Source organism: Microbacterium proteolyticum (assembly GCF_030818075.1).
In the GTDB taxonomy this organism is placed as follows: Bacteria; Actinomycetota; Actinomycetes; order Actinomycetales; family Microbacteriaceae; genus Microbacterium; species Microbacterium proteolyticum_A.
This window is the reverse complement of sequence record NZ_JAUSZZ010000001.1, coordinates 2,915,135-2,934,825: the sequence shown is the minus strand read 5'-3', so window position 1 is coordinate 2,934,825 and position 19,691 is coordinate 2,915,135. Positions and strand designations below refer to the sequence as shown.

The window sequence follows — 19,691 nt, the reverse complement described above, 5'->3', positions numbered from 1 at the left end:
TCCTTTGGCGATGTCATCTGTACATCGGCGTGACTACTAGGCTGTAGAAGCACTGTGCGCGGGTCACCCTCCGTGCGCGTGCCGACCCGGATGACACACCCGTGGCATCCACCGGTCGAATAGCCGCGGGAGCCTCAGGACCCGCGATCGACCACACGGGCGACCAGAAATCGCAAGGAGGCGCGGTGAGCGACGCGGGGACCGAGCACGACAAGGCCACCCTCACGGTGGGGGACAAGACCGCCGAATTCCCGGTGCTGCACGGGACCGACGGCGTTCCCAGCATCGACATCGCCTCGCTGACGAGGCAGACCGGCCACACCACGATCGACTACGGATTCGTCAACACGGCGTCGACGAAGTCGGACATCACGTACATCGACGGTGACCAGGGCATCCTGCGTTATCGCGGCTACCCGATCGAGCAGCTCGCGAAGAACAGCACCTATCTCGAGGTCGCCTGGCTGCTCATCTACGGCGAGCTGCCCTCGGCATCCGAGCTGGCGTCGTTCGACGAGCGCATCCGCCGTCACACGCTCCTGCACGAAGACCTCAAGCGCTTCTTCTCGTCGCTGCCTCCGACCGCGCACCCCATGTCGGTGCTGTCGGCGGCGACCGCGACGCTGTCGACCTACTACGAGTCGGAGTCCGACCCGCACAACCCCGAGCACGTCGAGCTCAACACGGTGCGCATGCTCGCCAAGCTCCCCGTGATCGCGGCCTACGCTCACAAGAAGAGCATCGGGCAGGCGTTCCTGTACCCCGACAACTCGCTTGGATTCGTCGACAACTTCCTCAAGCTCAACTTCGGTGTGCTGAGTGAGATCTACAAGGTCAACCCGGTCATGACCAAGGCCCTCGACCTCCTCCTCATGCTGCACGCGGATCACGAGCAGAACGCCTCCACCTCGACCGTGCGTCTCGTGGGCTCCACCGGAGCCAACCAGTTCGCGTCGATCTCGGCCGGCATCCAGGCCCTGTCCGGACCGCTCCACGGCGGTGCCAACGAGGCCGTGCTGCAGATGCTCGGCCGCATCCGCGACTCGGGCGAGAGCGTCGAGCGTTTCGTCGAGCGCGTCAAGAACAAGGAGCAGGGCGTCAAGCTCATGGGCTTCGGGCACCGGGTCTACAAGAACTACGACCCGCGCGCCAAGCTGGTGAAGGAAGCCGCCGACGAGGTGCTCGAGGCCCTCGGCGTCAGCGACCCGTTGCTCGACCTCGCCAAGGAGCTCGAGCAGATCGCCCTCGAAGACGACTACTTCAAGGAGCGCCGCCTCTACCCGAACGTCGACTTCTACACCGGCGTGATCTACAAGGCGATGGGCTTCCCGACCCGCATGTTCACCGTGCTGTTCGCCATCGGCCGTCTGCCCGGCTGGCTGGCCCAGTGGCGCGAGGCCATCACCGATCCGCAGACCAAGATCGGTCGCCCGCAGCAGCTGTACACGGGAGCCCCCGAGCGGCACTACCCGGGCGTCTGAGCCGGCGCCGGAACGCCCCGTCCCTTTCCTGGGGCGGGGCGTTTGGCGTTGCGCCGGTCACCCGCCTGCGGCGCCGTGCCGCGTTGCGTCGTGCCGTGCCGTTGCGTCGCCCGGCGCCGTGTCCGTGCCGCGCGGTGCGGAGTCGCGCGCCCCGCGATGTCCCGCATGCATAAACACAATTTCTGCGCATAAACACGCCGTGCACGTGTTTATCGTCACGAATCGCGTTTATGCGTGCCGGAGCGGACGATGCGGCTCGTGTGGGGCGTCACCTCTCGGGTGTGGCGGCACGGCCTGGCCGGGGATGCTCGACGGGCAATGGATGCCAGTGGCCGCCCCGACGTGGACGAAGCGAACCAGTAAGGTCGGGGCATGCCGCGTCTGCTCGTCCGTCGTCCCTCTCCGCGCCTCGCCGATGGCGAGTTGACCCATCTCGATCGCGTCCCGGTCGACGCCGATCTCGCGCTCGCCCAGTGGCGCGCCTACGTCGACGCCTTCCGCTCGCGCGGCTGGGATGTCGTCGAGATCGAGCCCGCCGATGCGCAGCCCGACGGCGTCTTCGTCGAGGATGCCGTGGTCGTCTTCGGCGATCTCGCGGTGCTGTGCCGGGCAGGCGCCGGCTCCCGCCGCGGCGAGGCGGAGACCGTGCGCGCCGGGGTCACGGCATCCGGGATCGAGACCGCCGACATCGTCGAGCCGGGAACGCTCGACGGGGGCGACGTGCTCAAGGTCGGCCGCGTCGTGTACGTCGGGGCGTCCGCCCGCACGAACGCGGACGGGATCGCTCAGCTCCGGGCGCTGCTCGAGCCGCGGGGGTGGGAGGTGCGCGAGATCCCGGTGACGAAGGTGCTGCACCTGAAGTCGGGGGTGACGGCCCTCCCCGACGGAACCGTGATCGGGTACGAGCCGCTCGTGGACGATCCGGCCCTGTTCCCGGCATTCGCGGGCGTCCCCGAGGAGCACGGAACGGCCGTCGTCGTGCTCGATGAGCACACCGTGCTGATGTCGTCGGATGCGCCGGAAACGGCCGACGCACACCGCGCCCGCGGCCTCGACGTCGTCACCGTCGACGTCAGCGAGTTCGAGAAGCTCGAGGGCTGCGTCACCTGCCTGTCGGTGCGGGTGCGCGATTGACACCGGAACCCGGGGATGTCGCCGGGGGGCCGGGCTGGGTCATCGGCGGCGATCTTCGCCCGCGGATCACGGATGCCGCGGTCTTCCGCGCGGGGCTCGAGGGCGACGCCCTGGCCGACGTGATCGAGGCCCTGTGGAACGGCGAACCCGAGCGCGCTCTTCGACTCCTGGGCGATCCGACCACGATCAGGATGCGCGCTCTGCACGCCGATTGTCTCGCCGCCACCGGTGACACCGCGGCCGCTCTGACCGTCTACGACGCGTTGGTCGACGAGGTCGCAGGGACCTCCCGAGAAGCCGTGATCCGACAGCATCGCGGAAAGGTGCTGCTCGCTGCGGGGCGGACCCACGCCGCGGTGGCGGACTTCGCACGCGCCCTGGCCCTGCGTCGCGACGCCGATCCGACGTTGCGCGCCTCGTCGGAGCACGCCCTGGCTGCCGCACGGCGGCGTATCGACGCAACGACCGAGGATCACGATGAGCCCCGGGGGCACCCCGATGAGCGGGAGGCGCGAGCGTGAACGGCCGTCGCCGCGTCGTGCGCGAACGGTGTCGGTCCGTGAGAAGTGTCGACCTCGAGCCGGCCGGGACTCAGGCGTGCAGTGCCTCGTTCAGCGTGACGCCGACGCCCGCGCGTGCGGAGGCTTCGACGGCGCCGGTGAGGGAGTTGCGGCGGAACAGGATGCCGTTGCGCCCCGACAGCTCGCCCGCCTTGACCGTCTCGTCGCCGACGCGCACCTTGGTGCCGGCCGTGACGTAGAGGCCCGCCTCCACGACGCAGTCGTCGCCGAGCGAGATCCCGATGCCGGCGTTGGCGCCGAGGAGCGTCCGCGCGCCGATGGAGACGCGGTGCGTGCCGCCGCCGGAGAGGGTGCCCATGATCGAGGCACCTCCGCCGATGTCGGTGCCGTCGCCGATCACGACGCCCTGCGATACGCGGCCCTCGATCATGGACGACCCGAGGGTGCCGGCATTGAAGTTCACGAAGCCCTCGTGCATGACGGTCGTGCCGGGGGAGAGGTGGGCGCCCAGGCGCACCCGGGAGGCGTCGGCGATGCGCACACCCGCGGGGAGCACATAGTCGGTGAGGCGGGGGAACTTGTCGAGACCCTGGAGCTGGATGCCGTGACGCTTGAGCTGCGGCAGAAGGCGTGCCGCGTCGTCGGGGTGCATGGGCCCGGCGTTCGTCCACGCGACGTTGGGGAGGTGACCGAAGATGCCGTCGAGGTTGATGTCGTTCGGACGCACCAGCAGGTGGGAGAGCGCGTGCAGGCGCAGGTATGCGTCGGCGGTGGAGGCAGGCGCCTCATCGGCATCGATGGTCAGCGTGATCGCCTCCACGACGACTCCTCGCCGCTCATCGGGGCCGGTCGAGGTCTCGAGGTGCGACTTCTCGGCATCCTGATCGGGGGACGCGCCGAGGACCGGCTTCGGGAACCAGGCGTCGAGCACCGTCCCGTCTGCGGTTCGCGTGGAGAGGCCGGCAGCGCTGATGCGTCGTTCGTTGCTCACCCCTTCAGGCTACCGGCGCGGGGGTGTGTGGAATGATCGGGGGCATGCCCGTGCTCGACCTCACCGCCTCGTCCGTCGACCTCACCAGGGCGATCTGCGACATCCCCAGCGAGTCCGACGATGAGACCCGTCTTGCGGATGCCATCGAGGCTGCCGTCTCGGCCTACGACCACCTCGAGGTGATCCGCGACGGCGACACGATCGTGGCGCGCACGAGGCTCGGCCGCAGCCGCCGCGTCGTCATCGCGGGTCACATCGACACCGTGCCGATCAACCGCAACCTCCCGGTCGAAGACCGCGTGGTCGACGGGCAGGACGTCATCTGGGGGCGCGGCACCGTGGACATGAAGGCCGGCGTCGCGGTGCAGCTCAAACTCGCCGCGGAGCTCACCGATCCCGCGGTCGACATCACCTGGATGTGGTACGACCACGAAGAAGTCGACTCCTCGCTCAACGGCCTCGGTCGCCTGTCACGCAACCGCCCCGACCTGTTCGAGGGCGACTTCGCCATCCTCGGCGAACCCAGCAACGGCGAGGTCGAGGGCGGCTGCAACGGCACGCTGCGCGCGCTGATCCGCACCGACGGCGTCCGCGCGCACAGTGCGCGCTCCTGGATCGGCGAGAACGCCATCCACAAGGCCGCCCCCATCCTGGCCCGTCTCGCCGAGTACCGTGCCCGCGAGATCGAGGTCGAGGGTCTCGTGTACCGCGAGGGGCTCAACGCGGTGCGGATCTCGGGCGGGGTGGCCGGCAACGTCATCCCCGACGCGTGCGAGGTCGAGGTCAACTACCGCTTCGCGCCCAGCCGCGACGCCGAGGCCGCCGTGCGCGTGGTGCGCGATGTCTTCACCGGGTTCGAGATCGACATCGTCGACGTCGCGGAGGGCGCTCGCCCGGGGCTCGACGCCGAGCTGGCGAGGGAGTTCGTGGATGCCGTGGGCGCCACGCCCAAGCCCAAGTACGGCTGGACCGACGTGGCGCGGTTCTCTGCGCTCGGCATCCCGGCCGTCAACTACGGCCCCGGCGACCCGCACCTCGCGCACCACGACGAAGAGCGCGTGCCGGTCACCCAGATCGACGATGTCGAGCGCGGACTGCGAGCGTGGCTGAGCGCGCGGTGACCGCCACGGTCGCGGTTTCCGCGCCGGAACGCGCGTGGATGCGTCTGCCGGTCGCGGCGCGCATCGCCGTCGTCTACGTGATCGCTCGCCTGATCACGACGACGTTCTTCCTCTTCGCCGCGTCGCTGTCGGCGGAGGGATCGCGTTTCGGGCTCGCGCCGTCGCTGTCGGACCTCGCCGTCGGGTGGGACGCCCAGTGGTACTGGACCGTCGCGGTCGCGGGATACCCGTCGCAGCTGCCCCTGGCGGATGCCGGACACGTCGCCGAGAACGCGTGGGCGTTCATGCCGCTGTACGCCGGTGTCTCGGCCGCCCTCGGTCTGGTTCTCGGGTCGTGGGGCGCGGGCGCCGTGGTCGTCTCCCTGCTCTCGGGCTTCGGTGCGTGCGTGGTGCTCTACCGGATGCTGCACGAGCGCATCGGCGAGGGGGCCGCCCTGTGGGCCGTCGTGTTCTTCTCCTGCGGCCCTCTCGCCGCCCTCTTCCAGGTGGGGTACGCCGAGACGCTCTTCCTGTTCCTGCTGTTCTTGTCGATCCGGTGCGTGCAACGCCGTCGGTGGGGATGGCTGTACCTGCTCGTACCGCTGATGGGCTACACCCGTCCCGGCATCCTGGCGTTCGCGCTCTTCCTCGGCTTGTACGGCATCCATCGCTTCCTCCGTCGGCGGACGGACGCGCTTCCGGTCCGCGACGTCGTCCACATCGTGTCGCTGGGGGCGCTCGCGACGTTCGTCGGCTTCTCGTGGCAGGGGATCGCGGCCGCGGTGACCGGCACCCCCGGCGCGTATCTGGCCACAGAGCTCGCCTGGCGACGGAACTGGCTCGGCGGCGAGACCGGCTTCGTCCCCGTCGACGGCTGGATCACCGCCGCCGGGTTCTGGTTCACGCAGTGGGGTCTGGGGCCCGAGATGGGCTACATCGCGTTGTGCCTGCTCGTGATCGCCGTCGCCGCGGCGTTGCTCCTGCTCCCGCAGGTGAAGAGGCTCGGCATCGAGGTGCGCCTATGGTCCGCCAGCTATCTGATCTACCTGCTGCTGGTGTTCTTCCCGCAGTCGAGCGTGTTCCGGCTGTTCGTTCCGATTTCGCCCCTGTGGGGAGCGTTCGCGGTTCCCCGTTCGCTCGCGTGGCGTCTCGGGGTGCTCGGTCTCGCCCTGGTCGGACAGTGGTGGTGGATCTACAACATGTACGCGCTGGGCAATACGTACTGGCAGATTCCCTGACCTCGCGCGCCTTCGCATGTCACCCGGACGGCGGGCCGCTCCGACGACCGACTAAACTGGACGCAGAGCAATCACGAGAAGGGGGCCGCGATGGCAGCCATGAAGCCGCGTACCGGTGACGGACCGATGGAGGCCGTGAAGGAGGGTCGGTTGATCATCGTGCGGGTTCCGCTCGAGGGGGGCGGGCGACTCGTCGTATCCGTGAACGATGCCGAGGCGAAAGAACTCTACGACGTCCTCGGTGGCGTCGTCACCGCCTGACGATCATCACGCCATGAAGGCCGGTCCCGCGAGGGTCCGGCCTTCTGCGTCTCCGCGATCGCACGTACGCCTGGTGGGCCTTGCGAGGTCGTGACGACCCGCGGGGGCGGGCTGTCGTGGCGTCCTGAACTCAGGCGTCGGCGGGGCGCGTCGTGAGCTGCAGCAGACCTTCGCCGGTGGTCGAGAGAGCGCCGATGACGGCGGGCGAAGACTGCACCTCCTGGATGAGCGAGCGGTAGGCCGTCGTCACCGCGTCGCGCCGGACCGGATCGGCGACGGCACCGTTCGCAAGGATGCGAGGGATGAGGACGGTGCCGCCGGCGCGGACGAGGCGCAAACCGTGCTCGACGTATTCGATCACGCCCTCCGGGTCCGCGTCGATGAAGACGATGTCGTAGGAGGCTTCGTTCATGCGCGGCAGGACCTCGGACGCGCGCCCGGTGATGAAGCGTGCTCGTGCGGCGGGAATGCGCGCGTCGATGAACGCCGAGCGCGCAGCACCGAGGTGCTCGGGTTCTTTGTCGATGGTCGTCAAGGTGGCGCGGGGAGAACCGTGCAGGAGCCAGAGCCCCGAGACGCCTCCGCCGGTTCCCACCTCGACGATGTTGAGGGCGCGGGATGCGGCCGCGATCACGGCCGCCTGAGCGCCGACCGCCGCGCTGATGGGCCCCGCGCCGAGTTCGAGCGCGTGCGCCCGCGCGCGAGCGATGTGCTCGGGCTCGACCGTCGACTCCTGTACGAACCGCTCGTTCGCCTCTTGACCGCTCACATGGACCTCCACTCTTCAGGCTAGACGGCTCATCCGCGCGGGACCCCCAGGCGCGGCCGGTAATCTGGAGCCATGTTCTTCGGCCTCACGATCGAGAAGCTGATGCTGATCGGCGTGATCGCCGCGGTCCTCATCGGACCCGAGCGCCTGCCCCGTTATGCGGAGGCGCTCGCGAAGTTCACCAAACGCGCGAAAGAGACGTTGCAGGGAGCGCGGTCGCGGATGCGCGACGAGATGGGTCCCGAGTTCGACGACGTCGACTGGAAGAAGCTCGATCCGCGTCAGTACGACCCGCGCCGCATCATCCGCGAGGCGCTGCTCGACGACACCCCCACCGCCACGATGCGCGCGGCGGGGGCGGCGGCCCTCGCCGCCCGCGAGAAGCCGGACACGACGCCCTTCGTCGCGGGGGAGCGACCCCCGTTCGACGACGAGGCGACCTGACGCCGCCGAATCCGGACGCGTGCCGCGGGTCGGCGCGCAGCCGGCGTCAGACGCCGAGGCGCAGCGGCTTGCCGGCGAGACCGCGCGGGCGAACAGCCAGCGCGGCGGCGGCGGCATCGATCGCACGAGCGGCGGGGTCGTCGGGCCGGGCGATGACCACCGGACGCCCGTCGTCACCGCCCGTGCGCAGCGCGGTGCTCAGGGGAACGGATGCCAACAGGGGCACGTCGTCACCCTCGCTCGACAGCGCGCGGGCGACCTCCTGGCCGCCGCCGGCGCCGAACAGATCGAGCACCGTGCCGTCGGGGAGGGTCATGGCTGCCATGTTCTCGATCACACCGATGGGACGCTGCCCGGTCTGGCGCGCGACGAGCCCCGACCGTACGGCCACGTCCGCGGCGGCCGCCTGCGGCGTCGTCACGACGAGCACATCGGCGTGCGGCAGCAACTGACCCACCGAGATGGCCACGTCGCCGGTCCCCGGTGGCATATCCAGCAGGAGCACGTCGAGGTCGCCGAAGAACACGTCGGTCAGGAACTGCTGCACGGTGCGGTGCAGCATCGGTCCGCGCCAGGCGACCGCACCGGCGGCATCCTCTCCGGGACGGCGCAGGAACATGCCGATCGAGATGACCTTCACGCCGTAGGCGATCGGCGGCAGGATGAGGTCGTCCAGCTTCGTGGGAGCCGGCGGCAGCCCGTCGGCATCGACCAGTCCGAGCAGGCCCGGGATGGAGAACCCGTGCACATCGGCATCCACCAGGCCCACGCGGAGTCCTCGAGCGGCGAGGGCCACCGCGAGGTTGGCGGTGACGGTCGACTTGCCGACGCCGCCCTTGCCGCTGGTCACCGCGATGACGCGGGTCAGCGAATCGGGGCCGAACGGCATCTCGCGCTTGGCGCGACCGCCGCGGAGCTTCTCGGTGAGCGCTTTGCGCTCGTCGGGCGACATCACACCGACCCGCACGTCGACCGCGTCGATCCCCGCGACCGAGGCCGCGGCATCCCGCACGTCGCGCTCGATGCGGTCGGCGGCCGGACAGCCGACGATCGTCAGGGCGATCCCGACGTCGGCCGTCGAGCCGTGCACGTCGACCCCGCGCACCATGTCGAGCTCGCCGAGGGGGCGGCGAAGTTCGGGGTCGGTCACGGCCGCGACAGCGGCGCGCACCCGCTCGGCGAGTTCGGCGGTCACGGGTGGGCCCGGCTCGCGTCGGCCCGGGCGGCGTCCGATCGCGCCGTATTCGGGCGGTGGACGTCGTCGTGCTCGTCGAGGCGCTCGAGCGCCGCCTTGAGCTCGGCGCGAAGCGTGTCCTTGGTGATGACCTCGTCGGTCAGATCGCGGATGGCCATGCGCAGGGCCACGATCTCGCGCGCGAGGTACTCGGTGTCGGCGAGGTTGCGTTCGGCCCGCTGACGGTCCTGTTCGATCTGCACGCGGTCACGGTCGTCCTGCCGGTTCTGCGCGAGCAGGATCAGGGGGGCTGCGTACGAGGCCTGCAACGACAGCACGAGCGTGAGGGCCGTGAAGCCGATCGCCGCGGAGTCGAAGCGCCAGTCGTCGGGGGCGATGGAGTTCCAGCCCATCCACAGCACGCAGAACAGCGTGAGCGAGAGCAGGAAGGTGGGCGTCCCCATGGCGCGCGCCACCCACTCGGTGAAACGGCCGAAGCGGTCGCGAGAGGGCTGGGGGGCGCGCGGGGCGAGCACTCCGGTGCGACCCCGGGGGGCGTCGAGGGCGGGCGTGCGGTTGTTTCGTGCCATCAGCGCCTCCTCGGGGTCTGCGGGATCTGGGTGGGAATACTGCGGGTGGCGAGCGAGCGCACCGACGTCTTGGGTTTCGGATCGTCGCTGTCGTGCGTTCGCCAGTCGTCGGGCAGCAGATAGTCGAGGACGTCGTCGACGCTCACGCAGCCGACGAGGCGATGCGCCTGGTCGACGACGGGCAGCGACACGAGGTTGTAGCTCGCGAGCAGGCGCGCGACCTCGGCGGCCGACGCGTCGGCGGGCACCGGCTCGAGCGTGTCGTCGATGATCGCCCCCAGGCGCTCGTGGGGCGGGTAGCGCAGCATCCGCTGGAAGTGCACCGTGCCGAGGAGCCGCCCCGTGGGCGTCTCGTACGGCGGCAGGGTGATGAAGACGGATGCCGCGAGCGCGGGGTGCAACTCGTGGCGACGGATGAGGGCCAGGGCCTCGGCCACGGTGGCATCCGCCGAGAGGACGATCGGCTCGGGCGTCATGAGGCCGCCAGCGGTGTCGGGGCCGTACTGGAGGAGGGCGCGGACGTCGTCGGCCTCCTCGGGCTCCATGAGCTCGAGCAGCTGCTCGGAACGGGATTCGGGCAGCTGACCGAGGAGGTCGGCGGCGTCGTCGGGCTCCATGGCATCCAGGATGTCTGCGGCGCGCTCATCGCCGAGCTGCTCGAGGATGTGCACCTGCTCGTCTTCGGGCATCTCTTCGAGGGCGTCGGCGAGACGGTCGTCGCTGAGTTCCTCGGCGACCTCGATGAGTCGCTCCTCTGGCAGGTCGAGCAGGGTGTTGGCCAGGTCGGCGGGCTTGAGCTCGGAGTAGGTCGCGACGAGCTGTTCGGCCGACTGGGCCTCGCCGGGCGTCTGGTTCTCGCGCACCTCTTTCCAGGCGGCGAAGGTGGTCGCACCCTTGGCGAAGGGCGACGCGCTGGTGCGGGGACGACGGAGGAACAGCTGCCCCACGTCCCACTCGCCGAGGCGGTTGCGTTCGATGGCGACGTCTTCGATGACGGCGGTGCCCGAGCCGTCGACGAGGCTGACCCGACGGCCCAGCATCTCGGCCATCACCCGCACCTCGCCGCCGCGCTGCTGGAACCGGCGCACGTTGATGAGGCCGGTCGTGATGACCTGACCCGACTGAATCGAGGTGACGCGGCCGATGGACACGAACACATGTCGGCGACCGGGGATCTCGACGACCAGGCCCACGACGCGTGGTGCGGCCGACGCGCGGTAGATCACCACGACGTCGCGCACCCGGCCCAAGCGGTCTCCCGCCGGGTCGAACACCGTGCAGCCCGACAAGCGGGCGACGAAAACCCTCTGCGTGCTCACCGGTCCAGCGTAGTCCGCGCCTCATGCGCAACACCCCGGAACGGCTCAGGCCCGCGTGACAGGATGGTGAAATGAGTATGTTCGCGCAGAGACCCGGTGCCGGTCGCGACGAGGTCGGCGAGAAGATCGCGTCGTTCCCGACCTACGAGCAGGCGCAGAAGGCCGTCTCCTCGCTGATCGCCGGTGAGGTCCCCGCGCGCGACATCGCCATCGTGGGCTCGGGACTGCGCTCCATCGAGCGCATCACGGGCAAGCTGGGGTATGCCACCGCCGCCCGGTCCGGCGCCCTGAACGGTCTGATGCTCGGTCTGCTGTTCGCCTTCATCTTCGTGCTGGGCACGCCGACGGTGCAGATCTCCGCCTTCATCGGCGTTCTGCTGGTCGGCATGGCGCTCGGGATGCTGTTGAGCCTGGGCACGTACTCGATCGTGCGTCGCCGTCGTGATTTCGCCTCGGTGATGCAGGTGGCCGCCGACCACTACGACGTGTGCGTCGCCGCGACGAGCGTGCAGAAGGCGCGCGGGATCGTCGGCCCCTCGGGTGCGCAGCGCACCGTGGTGTCGCGCCCCGCGACCGTCGACGACGCCCCTCCGCGCTACGGCGAGCGCCTCGCACCGGGCGCGGACGCACCGACCGCGCCTCCGCGGCCGCCGGCTCCCGTCGCTCCCGGCTCCGACGAGGAGCCGCCCCGGTACGGCGAGCGTGTTTCCCCGACCCCCGGCCCGCGTGACGAGGAGACGTCCGAGTCCCGCGATGGGGGGACCTCCGCTCCCACCGGCTCGTGACCACCGACCCGATGCGTCTTGCCGTCGCGCGGACGACGGGGACGGGCGCGTGAGCGCCGCGCCGGTTCGCCTTCCCGTCGAGCTGCCTGCCGGCGCATCCGAGGTGTCGGGGCTGTGGTCGCCCGCCGCCTCAGCGCGGGCGACGGTGGCTCTGGCCCACGGGGCCGGTGCCGGGATGGACCACCCGTTCCTGGCGGGCCTCGCCGACGCATTGTGCGCAGACGAGGTCTCGGTGCTGCGCTTCGTCTTCCCGTATGTCGAGGCCGGTCGACGGATGCCGGGACCCGCGGCCCACGCCGTGGCGACGTGGCGAGGCGTCGAGGCATGGCTGGGCGCGACGGCGCCGGGGCCCTGGACGGCGGTGGGGAAGTCGTACGGCGGGCGGATGGCATCCATGGCATGCGCCGAAGGGGTCGTCGCGCCTGCGGCCCTCGTGTACCTCGGCTACCCGCTGCACCCGCCTGGACGCCCCGAGAAGCCGCGGAGCGAGCATCTGCCGGGCATCGCGGTGCCGCAGCTGTTCGTGGAGGGGGAGAACGACCCGTTCATCGACCCGCGCGCGCAGTTCGACGAGGTGATCGCGTCATGCCAGGACGCGCGAGTCCACTGGATCGCCAGCGGGAACCACTCCTTCGAGGTGAAGGGCGCCCGTCGTCCTGCTGTCGAGATCGGTGCGGGTCTGGCGCCGGTGGTGGGGGAGTTCGTTCGCGGGGTGTGATGTGCCCGTGCTGCCCGTCGCTGGTCGGAGGCTGAGGCGGAGGGCCGAGCAGCGCGGGGCGACTCGACGCGCGCGCAGGGCGAATGTGTTCGTCGTGGGGCCCGGCTGGTGGTGAGTGGTGCCGCGTCCGGCCGTCACAATCTGCTCACTCTTTCCGAACGCCCCTCGGCCCCACGGGCTCAGGTTCATCCTCTGGGAGGACGCCGCAGCGGGAGATGGCAATGAGGTCCAAAGCTCTGCGCCCGTTGATTTCAGTCTCCTGCACGCTCACAGTGAGTCTCGGCTCTTCTCGAACGAGATCCACGTTCGCGAACGAGACCTCGATGCTGGACTTCCGCTCCTCCCACCCTGCTCCCAGTCGACCGGGGAGTGAAGTCACGTATGCACGAATATCGAAGTCCTCAGGAACGTACACGGCCCATTGCCCCGTGAAGAACGCGCCCTTTCTTTTCGAAAGTAAGAGGGGGTTGCTGCACGAGAAGGGCTCGTCCTCGGGTTCGCGTACCACCTCCTTCGGTTCCGGCACGGTTGCGACGATGTCGTCCAGCGACTGGATGACTTCCTCCCTGACGACTTCGTACGTGGGTGCCTGCACCGTGCATCCTCCAATCCCCAAGGTCATGACTGCTATGAGTGCGGCGCACGCTAGCCGTATCTTCAATGTCCACGCTCCCTGAGGGCCTTCTGAACTTCGGAGAGCACCGGCCCGTTGACGCTCTCGTCAGCGCTCATCAACGCGTTGTGGTGGTCGATGCTGTCTTTCAGAATGAAGGGCGCACCGACGGCCACCTTGAAAGGATCGAAGCCGGGAAGGCCGGTATCCACAATATGAACACCGGGGAAGCTTTCCGGCGGAACGTCGAACCCCAGATAGCCGATGCGACTTCCGGCGTAGTAGCGGTTGATGTCATCGGAACTCTGGGCGGAGTGGTAGATCGTCTCCGGGGAGGGCGTGTACGGACCGACGGCGGAACCGTTGGCGCCATGAATCGAGCGTCCACTGTGCCGACGTATGCTTCGACAGCGCTATCTACAGCGCCTGCGTCTGAGTGTTTGTGGGCCAAGTTGCACGGCTTCAGTAGGGGCTTGTCGTTGCGCCGGGACTTCGCTGACACGCGTTCGGTCGTCGCGCGAAGAGAGCGGGGTTGCGCCAGATGGACGATGGCTACGCTGGTGGCCCCGCCGCCGCGGCAGTTTGCTCGACCTCAGGACCAATGCGCGGGGTAGGCGGGGGGAATGAAGCTTCGCCATCCTGCTTGGCCACCGCGCCGCAGCGCGAGACGGCGAGAAGGTCGATAGCTGGACGACCGTCGATTGTTGCTTCTTCGATCTTGAGAGTCATCCTCGGGTCGTTGCGAACGAGGTACACCTCGGCGAAGTTGACAGGAATGCCGAGTTCTTCGATGCGCCAGTCGTCGCCGAGTTGCCTGGGCACGTCACTGATGAATTGGGGGATGTCGAAGTCGTCTCGTACGAACACCGCCCACTGCCCGGTGAAGAACGCACCCTTGCCTCCCTGCAACGCGAGGTCTTGACCGCAGGGATATGGATCGAACTCGGGCGTCACGAGGACGTCCTCGACGTTGGGAACGAGATCGGTCAGCTCCTGCAGAACGTCGAGCGTTTCTTCGCGGACCTCTTCGTATGTGGTCGTCTGCATGGCGCAACCTCCAAGAGTGATAGACAAAAAAACAGAGATGCCGATAGCTGCTTTGAGCCTCATCGCCCAGCCCTCGCCTTGTTCAGAATTTGGTTCACCGCATTCAACACTGTGCCGTTCACCCTCTCGTCATCGCTCATGAGGGCGTTGTGATGGGAGACGCTGTCGGCGACGACGAGAGGAACTCCCAAGGCGAGCTTCGCCGGGTTCATGCCCGGCAGCCCCGAATCAACGATCTCGATGCCGTCGATCGACTCAGGGCCGACTCCGAAGCCGAGTGGACCTAGTTGGCGCCCTGCGTAGTAGCGATTTATATCGTCCGGGCCCTGGGCGGCGTAGTAAGTCGTCTCGGGCGACGGGCTGTACCCATCGACGGCCCCGACGGAAGCGGCGAGGAAGCGTGAGTTCACCCTGCCGCCGTAAGCCTCGGCGGCGCTGCCGACACCGCCTCCATAAGAATGCTCGTAGCTCAGCGTCCATAGGTCGGGTTGCGCGGCCTTCACGCCGCGGACGAAATCGGCGTACTCCGGCGCCCGTGCCTCTGCGTAGCCGTTCCACTGTGGGCCGCCGCCGATCGGGATCTCGTCGAGTTGAGGCATCGGTCCCGTCATAACCGTGAAGGCAACTACACTGGCGCGTCCGCCCTTCGTCTGCCAGTCGGCGAAGCCCGTGACGGGGTCGTCGCCGTAGAACGAGTCGGCTGTCGTATTCGTTCCGGGGACGACGAAGAGCGCGGACTTCGCGGTGGAGGGATCGCCGGACATCTCGATGAGCGAGCCGTGGCCCGGGTCCCACGCATACAGATGCTTGCTTCCATCATTGACCGCCCGGAAGTATGCGATCTCCCTGTCGAGCGCTGCGAGACGGTTGGCCACGCCGTACAGGTCTGGATCGGAACGAAGGACGGGCTGACGACCTTGCAGGAGCGCCTCCTCGCGTTGACGCAACAATTCCGTCAGATGCGCAGCAGCACGAGCACGATTCGCGGCGACGCGGTCGGCGAGAGCGACACCGTCGAGGTTGCCGATCAGGGCCGGTACGCCGGTGACCAGTGTGGTCACGACCCCGGGCGGGAGGCTCGCCCACCACTCCGCCACGGCCTCGGGTCGCCCCTGGCGGATCGTGGCGGCCCACTCGGGGTGCTCCGCGAGCAGACTCGCTGCGTCCGCTCCGCCGTCTTGCGCCAAGCGCTGGAGCAGTGACAGCGCCGCCTCATCCAGGATCGAGGTCGATGGTGCCGCGAGCAGAGCGGCGTCGACAGGGAGATCGTGGGAGAGCGTCCACGACACATCGGGAATCGCTCGCAGCGCCGCGGCGCACGCGAGTGCCGCGGCATCCCATCCGTCGATGAGCGCGGCGCAGTCCCGCCGGAAGGCGGCCTCCCGTTCGGCGAGTGCGGCGTCGCGAAAGCGCTGGCCGGCGGCGTCGGCAGGGTCGGGGAAGTTCAGGGCCTGGACGGCGGAGCTGTTCCGTACTTCCTCGATGAGAGCGGCGCGGCGGCGGTTGACGGCTTCGAGTTCGTCGGCGAGCGTCTCGATGGCGGTTCGAGCGGCGCGGAGGCCTGTGTCGATCTCCGCCGCGGCGGGATTCAAAAGGCGCATGGCCTGCTGCAGTTCGGAGGCCTCAGGAGCCTGATAGACCCCCGGTAGCAGTCCCCAGCTGAACAGAACATGCTCCGTCGCTTCTCGGGTCCCGGAGCCTGCCGCTTCGATGGCGGCACCGAGCCGACGCAGGCCCTCCGGGTCGGCAGGGCAGGCGGGGATGTCGTCCAAGGAAGGAGTCATCGGCGCTCCCCGCTGAACCTCATCGGGTCGAAGAGCCCCGTCTCGGCGTCCGTGCGAGACGTCGACGAGGCCATCTCGTCATCCGCCGCGACGTAGGTGAGGACGATCTCTCGAAGGGTCGCCACCACTGCGCGGCCACGCGAGACGATCCCCCGCGAGAGTTCGACGCGAGGGCGGGCGATCTCTTCGAACGCCGCGTGCGCGGGTTTGAGATCGGCGAGCGCGTCGCTCACTGAACCGACCGCGTCGCGCAGCGCGTTCGCTCGGTCGAGGGTGTCATCGAGAGCACGACGGACCCGGTCGGCGATCCCGATGACCTCGGAGGGCTGGACGGAAAACGACATGCCGGGATGCTAGTGAAACGACGCCCCCGTCCGTTTCCGGCCTGTGGATAAGGCGGGAAGTTCACCCCCTCGCTCACCCACGCGCCCTGGTGCCGTCAGCGTCCGGCGGCGTACCCCTGCGCCCCGCGCGGGTTGGCGGCGGCCCACAGAATGCCGTCCGCGTCGCGACCCACGGCGGTGACGCGTCCGAGCGACCAGTCACCCGTGCGGCGCACGCGGTGACCGCGCGCTTCCAGCGCCGCGACGACACGGGCGTCGAGGCGGTCCTCCACGGTGACGCCCGCCGGGGACCAGGTCCGCGGCCAGAACGAGTCGATGACGGCGGTCGTGCTCAGTGACGGGGCATCGATCGCCTGCTGGCCGGAGTAGCCGCCGACGAGAATGCGCAGGATCACGGGCAGCTGCCACTGATCCTGCTGATCGCCGCCGGGGGAGCCGATCGCGATCAGTTCCGTCTCGCGCGTGAGCAGGGTCGGTGTCAGGGTCGTGCGCGGACGCCGCCCGGGGGCGAGGGATGCCGGGTGGCCCGGGATCAGCCACGTCGCCTGCAGGCGCGTGCCGAGGCAGAAACCGAGCGAAGGCACCGTCGGTGACGACTGGAGCCATCCGCCGGACGGCGTCGCCGAGATCGCATTGCCCCACCTGTCGATCACGTCGATGTGGCAGGTGTCGCCGCGCGTCTGTCCCGAGCGGTCGACCGTGGGCTCGCCGGTGGACCCGTCGGCCACGGCCGCGTCCGTACGCAGGGGCGGAAGGAGCGGCGGGCGTCCGTCCGGTGAGCCGGGGCGTAGATGCGGCGAGGCGGCGGGTCCGATCAGCGCGCGGCGTTCGGCGATGTAGTCGTCGGCGAGCAGCGCGGCGGCGGTGACGGCTCCGTCGCTGTCGCCGAACCACGCGTCGCGATCGGCGTAGGCGAGTTTCTGCGCCTCGAGGAGGAGGTGGGCGCCCTCGGCCGTCGCGGGATCGAGACCGGCGTCGTCGGCGTCCTCGATCAGGCGCAGGGTCTGCAGCAGGGCCGGACCCTGCGACCACGTGCCGGCCTTGAAGACGTCCCAGCCTCGAAACGACACCGCCTCGGCCGGTTCGTAGCCCGCTCGCCACGACGCCAGGTCGTCGGTATCCAGGACTCCCTCGTGATCATTCCCGTCGGCGTGACGGTGAGGGTGCCGGAGGAAGGACGCCGCCTCGAGCAGCACGTGGGTCATCCAGCGCTCGCGTGCCGCGTCGATGCGAGCCTCGCGGCTGGCGTCGGGCGCTCCCGCGCTGACGAGGCCGTCGAGCACGTCGGCCCAGGCCGGATTGCGCACGAGCGTGTCGGGCGCGGGCGGGGTGCCGGTCGGCATCCATTGCTCGGCCGACGTGGGCCAGTGCGCGCGGAACAGGTCGGCGACCCGCGCGATCGTCGCCGCGGCCCCCGCGACGAGGGGATGACCGTCGCGGGCGTAGTCGATGGCGTAGGCCAGCACGTCGGCGAGATGCCAGGTGCCGTGATCGCGCAGAAGCAGCAGCCAGGCGTCGACCGCCCCGGGAACGGCGGCCGCCAGCCCTCCCGCGCCGGGCACGAGGTCGAGGCCGCGCGAACGGAAGTGATCGATGCTCGCGCCCGCCGGCGCCGGCCCCTGCCCCATCAGCACCACGGGGCGCTCGCACCCGGTCGGCCGGATCAACGCCACGAGGTCGCCGCCGGGGCCGTTCAGGTGCGGTTCGGCCACGTGCAGCACGAACGCACCGGCGACGGCGGCATCGAACGCGTTCCCGCCGCGCTCGAGCACCGCCTGCGCCGTGGCGGTGGCCGTCCAGTGCGTCGACGCCGACATGCCGAACGTGCCCCGAAGGGTCGGACGGGTGGTGAAGGATGCCGCCGGGGTGAAGGTCATCGCGACAGGCGGGCGATCCACTCCTCGACCTCGTCGGCGGTGCGCGGGATGCCGGCCGAGAGGTTGACGGGGCCGTCGGCCGTCATGACGATGTCGTCTTCGATGCGTGCGCCGATGCCGCGGTACTCCTCGGGCACGGTCAGATCGTCGATCTGGAAGTACAGGCCGGGCTCGATCGTGAAGACCATGCCGGGCTCGAGAAGCCCGTCGTAGTACATGTCGCGACGTGCCTGTGCGCAGTCGTGCACGTCGATGCCGAGGTGATGACTGGTGCCGTGGACCATGTAGCGACGGTGCTGGCCGCCGGCGTCGGCATCCAGAGCCTCTTCGGCGGTCACGGGCAGCAGACCCCACTCGGCCACGCGCGCGGCGATGACCTCCATCGCGGCCTCGTGCAGCCGACGGAACGGCACGCCGACCTTCGCAGCCGCGAAGGACGCGTCGGCGGCCTCGCGCACCGTCTCGTAGATGCGGCGCTGGATGTCGGTGAACGTGCCCGAGACGGGGAGGGTGCGGGTGATGTCGGCGGTGTAGAGGCTGTCGACCTCCACGCCGGCGTCGACCAGGATCAGGTCGCCGGGCTTCACGGCGCCGTCGTTGCGTGTCCAGTGCAGGTAGCAGGCGTGCGGACCGGAAGCGGCGATCGTGTCGTAGCCGACGGTGTTGCCGTCGGAGCGGGCACGCTGGTGGAACACGCCCTCCACCACACGCTCGCCCCGCGGGTGCTCGATGATGCGGGGCAGCTCGGCGACGATGTCGTCGAAACCGCGACCGGTGACCTCGACGGCGAGGGCCAGCTGCGCCAGCTCGTACTCGTCTTTCACCAGACGCAGCTCGGAGACGAAGCGGGTGATCTCGTCGTCGTCGCCGACCGTGCGGTCGTCCTCCCCCTCGGCGTAGTCGTCGAGGTGCGCGGTGGCCAGGCCCAGATCCGCGGCGACCCCGTCGAGGGCGGGGCGGGGACCGATCCAGAACTCGCCGATCGTCGCATCCGAATAGAACTCCGCCGTGGTGCGGTCGGCGCGCTCGCGGAAGTACAGCACGGCCTCGTGACCCTCGTCGCGGGGTTCGAAGACGAGCACCGCGTCGGGCTCCGCGTCGCTGCCCCAGCCCGTCAGGTGCGAGAACGCGGAGTGGGCCCGGAAGGGGTAGTCGGTGTCGTTGCTGCGCTGCTTCAAGCCGCCCGCGGGGACGACGATGCGCTGACCGGGAAATGCCTCCGACACGCGCTCGCGGCGGCGTGCGGCCCACGCGGCCTGCTCTCGCGGCTCGGGGAGATCGGCGGGGTGCTCGGCCCATCCGGTCGAGATCGTGTCGAGGAAGCCGCGGGGGAACGGCGTCTTGCGATTGCTGGGCGCGTCGATCGGGGGTGCTTCGTCGGTCTCGGTGGGCCCGGCCTGAGGCTCGGCGGTCGGCGCGGTCGTGTCGCTGGTCGAGGGGGCGTCCATCGTTCCAGTCTCGCACCGGTTCGTCTTCGGCGCGCGGATGCCGGGCCGGTGGC

Annotated in this window: 21 protein-coding genes; 9 read left to right on the top strand and 12 right to left on the bottom strand. The window is 69.6% G+C overall.

All coding sequences use genetic code 11. The features are described from left to right. Window positions 1-185: 185 nt before the first annotated feature. From QE392_RS13625 to QE392_RS13615, 3 genes are all read left to right on the top strand, one after another. On the top strand, window positions 186-1,481 hold the full coding sequence (locus QE392_RS13625) for a citrate synthase (RefSeq protein ID WP_307452630.1): 1,296 nt from the start codon (window positions 186-188) through the stop codon (window positions 1,479-1,481). A gap of 372 nt (window positions 1,482-1,853) precedes the next feature. After that, window positions 1,854-2,615 (top strand): dimethylargininase, encoded by a 762-nt coding sequence (ddaH, locus tag QE392_RS13620; protein WP_307452628.1) that lies wholly within the window; start codon window positions 1,854-1,856, stop codon window positions 2,613-2,615. Further along, complete coding sequence (locus tag QE392_RS13615) at window positions 2,612-3,136, top strand: hypothetical protein (RefSeq protein ID WP_307452626.1); 525 nt, start codon at window positions 2,612-2,614, stop codon at window positions 3,134-3,136. Before ddaH ends, QE392_RS13615 begins: the two co-directional genes overlap by 4 nt. Before the next feature lie 70 nt (window positions 3,137-3,206). Here the strand turns inward: QE392_RS13615 and dapD are convergent, their stop codons facing one another. Continuing rightward, window positions 3,207-4,127 carry a 2,3,4,5-tetrahydropyridine-2,6-dicarboxylate N-succinyltransferase gene (gene dapD, locus QE392_RS13610; protein ID WP_307452624.1) on the bottom strand — a complete coding sequence of 307 codons (921 nt, stop codon included), beginning with the start codon at window positions 4,125-4,127 and terminating at the stop codon, window positions 3,207-3,209. Window positions 4,128-4,171: 44 nt separating this feature from the next. On the opposite strand from dapD, the gene dapE reads away from it, so the two are divergent. The 3 genes from dapE to QE392_RS13595 all read left to right on the top strand — a co-directional run bounded on the left by dapE (window position 4,172) and on the right by QE392_RS13595 (window position 6,726). After that, entirely contained in the window at window positions 4,172-5,248 is a 1,077-nt protein-coding gene (dapE, locus tag QE392_RS13605) for a succinyl-diaminopimelate desuccinylase (RefSeq protein WP_307452622.1), read from the top strand. After that, complete coding sequence (locus tag QE392_RS13600) at window positions 5,230-6,465, top strand: hypothetical protein (protein ID WP_307452620.1); 1,236 nt, start codon at window positions 5,230-5,232, stop codon at window positions 6,463-6,465. Before dapE ends, QE392_RS13600 begins: the two co-directional genes overlap by 19 nt. Window positions 6,466-6,555: 90 nt before the next feature. Next, on the top strand, window positions 6,556-6,726 hold the full coding sequence (locus QE392_RS13595) for a DUF3117 domain-containing protein (protein WP_074615842.1): 171 nt from the start codon (window positions 6,556-6,558) through the stop codon (window positions 6,724-6,726). Window positions 6,727-6,856: 130 nt separating this feature from the next. On the opposite strand, the gene QE392_RS13590 is transcribed toward QE392_RS13595, so the two are convergent. Continuing rightward, entirely contained in the window at window positions 6,857-7,495 is a 639-nt protein-coding gene (locus tag QE392_RS13590) for an O-methyltransferase (protein ID WP_307452618.1), read from the bottom strand. A gap of 72 nt (window positions 7,496-7,567) precedes the next feature. Between QE392_RS13590 and QE392_RS13585 the strand changes: the two genes are divergently transcribed. Further along, the gene (locus QE392_RS13585) at window positions 7,568-7,939 is read left to right on the top strand and encodes a Sec-independent protein translocase TatB (protein WP_307452615.1); all 372 of its coding nucleotides are present in this window, start codon (window positions 7,568-7,570) and stop codon (window positions 7,937-7,939) included. A 46-nt stretch (window positions 7,940-7,985) separates the two neighbouring features. On the opposite strand, the gene QE392_RS13580 is transcribed toward QE392_RS13585, so the two are convergent. The 3 genes from QE392_RS13580 to QE392_RS13570 are packed head-to-tail and all read right to left on the bottom strand — an operon-like array spanning window position 7,986 to window position 11,022. Next, the gene (locus QE392_RS13580) at window positions 7,986-9,134 is read right to left on the bottom strand and encodes an Mrp/NBP35 family ATP-binding protein (protein WP_307452614.1); all 1,149 of its coding nucleotides are present in this window, start codon (window positions 9,132-9,134) and stop codon (window positions 7,986-7,988) included. Beyond that, a complete protein-coding gene (locus QE392_RS13575; protein ID WP_307452611.1) occupies window positions 9,131-9,703 on the bottom strand; it encodes a DUF1003 domain-containing protein in 573 nt (190 codons plus the stop codon). Before QE392_RS13575 ends, QE392_RS13580 begins: the two co-directional genes overlap by 4 nt. Further along, window positions 9,703-11,022: a magnesium transporter gene (locus QE392_RS13570; RefSeq protein ID WP_307452610.1), complete on the bottom strand. Its 1,320-nt coding sequence runs from the start codon at window positions 11,020-11,022 to the stop codon at window positions 9,703-9,705. The genes QE392_RS13575 and QE392_RS13570 overlap by 1 nt, the downstream gene beginning before the upstream one ends. 71 nt (window positions 11,023-11,093) lie before the next feature. On the opposite strand from QE392_RS13570, the gene QE392_RS13565 reads away from it, so the two are divergent. Continuing rightward, on the top strand, window positions 11,094-11,807 hold the full coding sequence (locus QE392_RS13565) for a general stress protein (RefSeq protein ID WP_307452608.1): 714 nt from the start codon (window positions 11,094-11,096) through the stop codon (window positions 11,805-11,807). Window positions 11,808-11,856: 49 nt separating this feature from the next. Next, window positions 11,857-12,525, top strand: a complete 669-nt coding sequence (locus QE392_RS13560) for an alpha/beta hydrolase family protein (RefSeq protein WP_307452606.1) — start codon at window positions 11,857-11,859, stop codon at window positions 12,523-12,525. Between the two features lie 145 nt (window positions 12,526-12,670). Here QE392_RS13560 and QE392_RS13555 read toward each other — a convergent pair whose 3' ends face one another. The 7 genes from QE392_RS13555 to QE392_RS13525 all read right to left on the bottom strand — a co-directional run bounded on the left by QE392_RS13555 (window position 12,671) and on the right by QE392_RS13525 (window position 19,638). Next, the gene (locus tag QE392_RS13555) at window positions 12,671-13,120 is read right to left on the bottom strand and encodes a hypothetical protein (protein ID WP_307452603.1); all 450 of its coding nucleotides are present in this window, start codon (window positions 13,118-13,120) and stop codon (window positions 12,671-12,673) included. A 62-nt stretch (window positions 13,121-13,182) separates the two neighbouring features. Then, a complete protein-coding gene (locus tag QE392_RS13550) occupies window positions 13,183-13,350 on the bottom strand; it encodes a hypothetical protein (protein ID WP_307452600.1) in 168 nt (55 codons plus the stop codon). Between the two features lie 340 nt (window positions 13,351-13,690). Beyond that, the gene (locus tag QE392_RS13545; protein WP_307452598.1) at window positions 13,691-14,185 is read right to left on the bottom strand and encodes a hypothetical protein; all 495 of its coding nucleotides are present in this window, start codon (window positions 14,183-14,185) and stop codon (window positions 13,691-13,693) included. A gap of 59 nt (window positions 14,186-14,244) precedes the next feature. After that, window positions 14,245-15,969, bottom strand: a complete 1,725-nt coding sequence (locus QE392_RS13540; protein WP_307452596.1) for a hypothetical protein — start codon at window positions 15,967-15,969, stop codon at window positions 14,245-14,247. Then, complete coding sequence (locus tag QE392_RS13535; protein WP_307452592.1) at window positions 15,966-16,313, bottom strand: hypothetical protein; 348 nt, start codon at window positions 16,311-16,313, stop codon at window positions 15,966-15,968. Before QE392_RS13535 ends, QE392_RS13540 begins: the two co-directional genes overlap by 4 nt. Window positions 16,314-16,408: 95 nt before the next feature. Beyond that, window positions 16,409-18,190, bottom strand: a complete 1,782-nt coding sequence (locus QE392_RS13530) for a gamma-glutamyltransferase family protein (RefSeq protein WP_307452590.1) — start codon at window positions 18,188-18,190, stop codon at window positions 16,409-16,411. Beyond that, window positions 18,187-19,638, bottom strand: a complete 1,452-nt coding sequence (locus QE392_RS13525) for an aminopeptidase P N-terminal domain-containing protein (protein ID WP_307452588.1) — start codon at window positions 19,636-19,638, stop codon at window positions 18,187-18,189. Before QE392_RS13525 ends, QE392_RS13530 begins: the two co-directional genes overlap by 4 nt. Window positions 19,639-19,691: the final 53 nt, after the last annotated feature.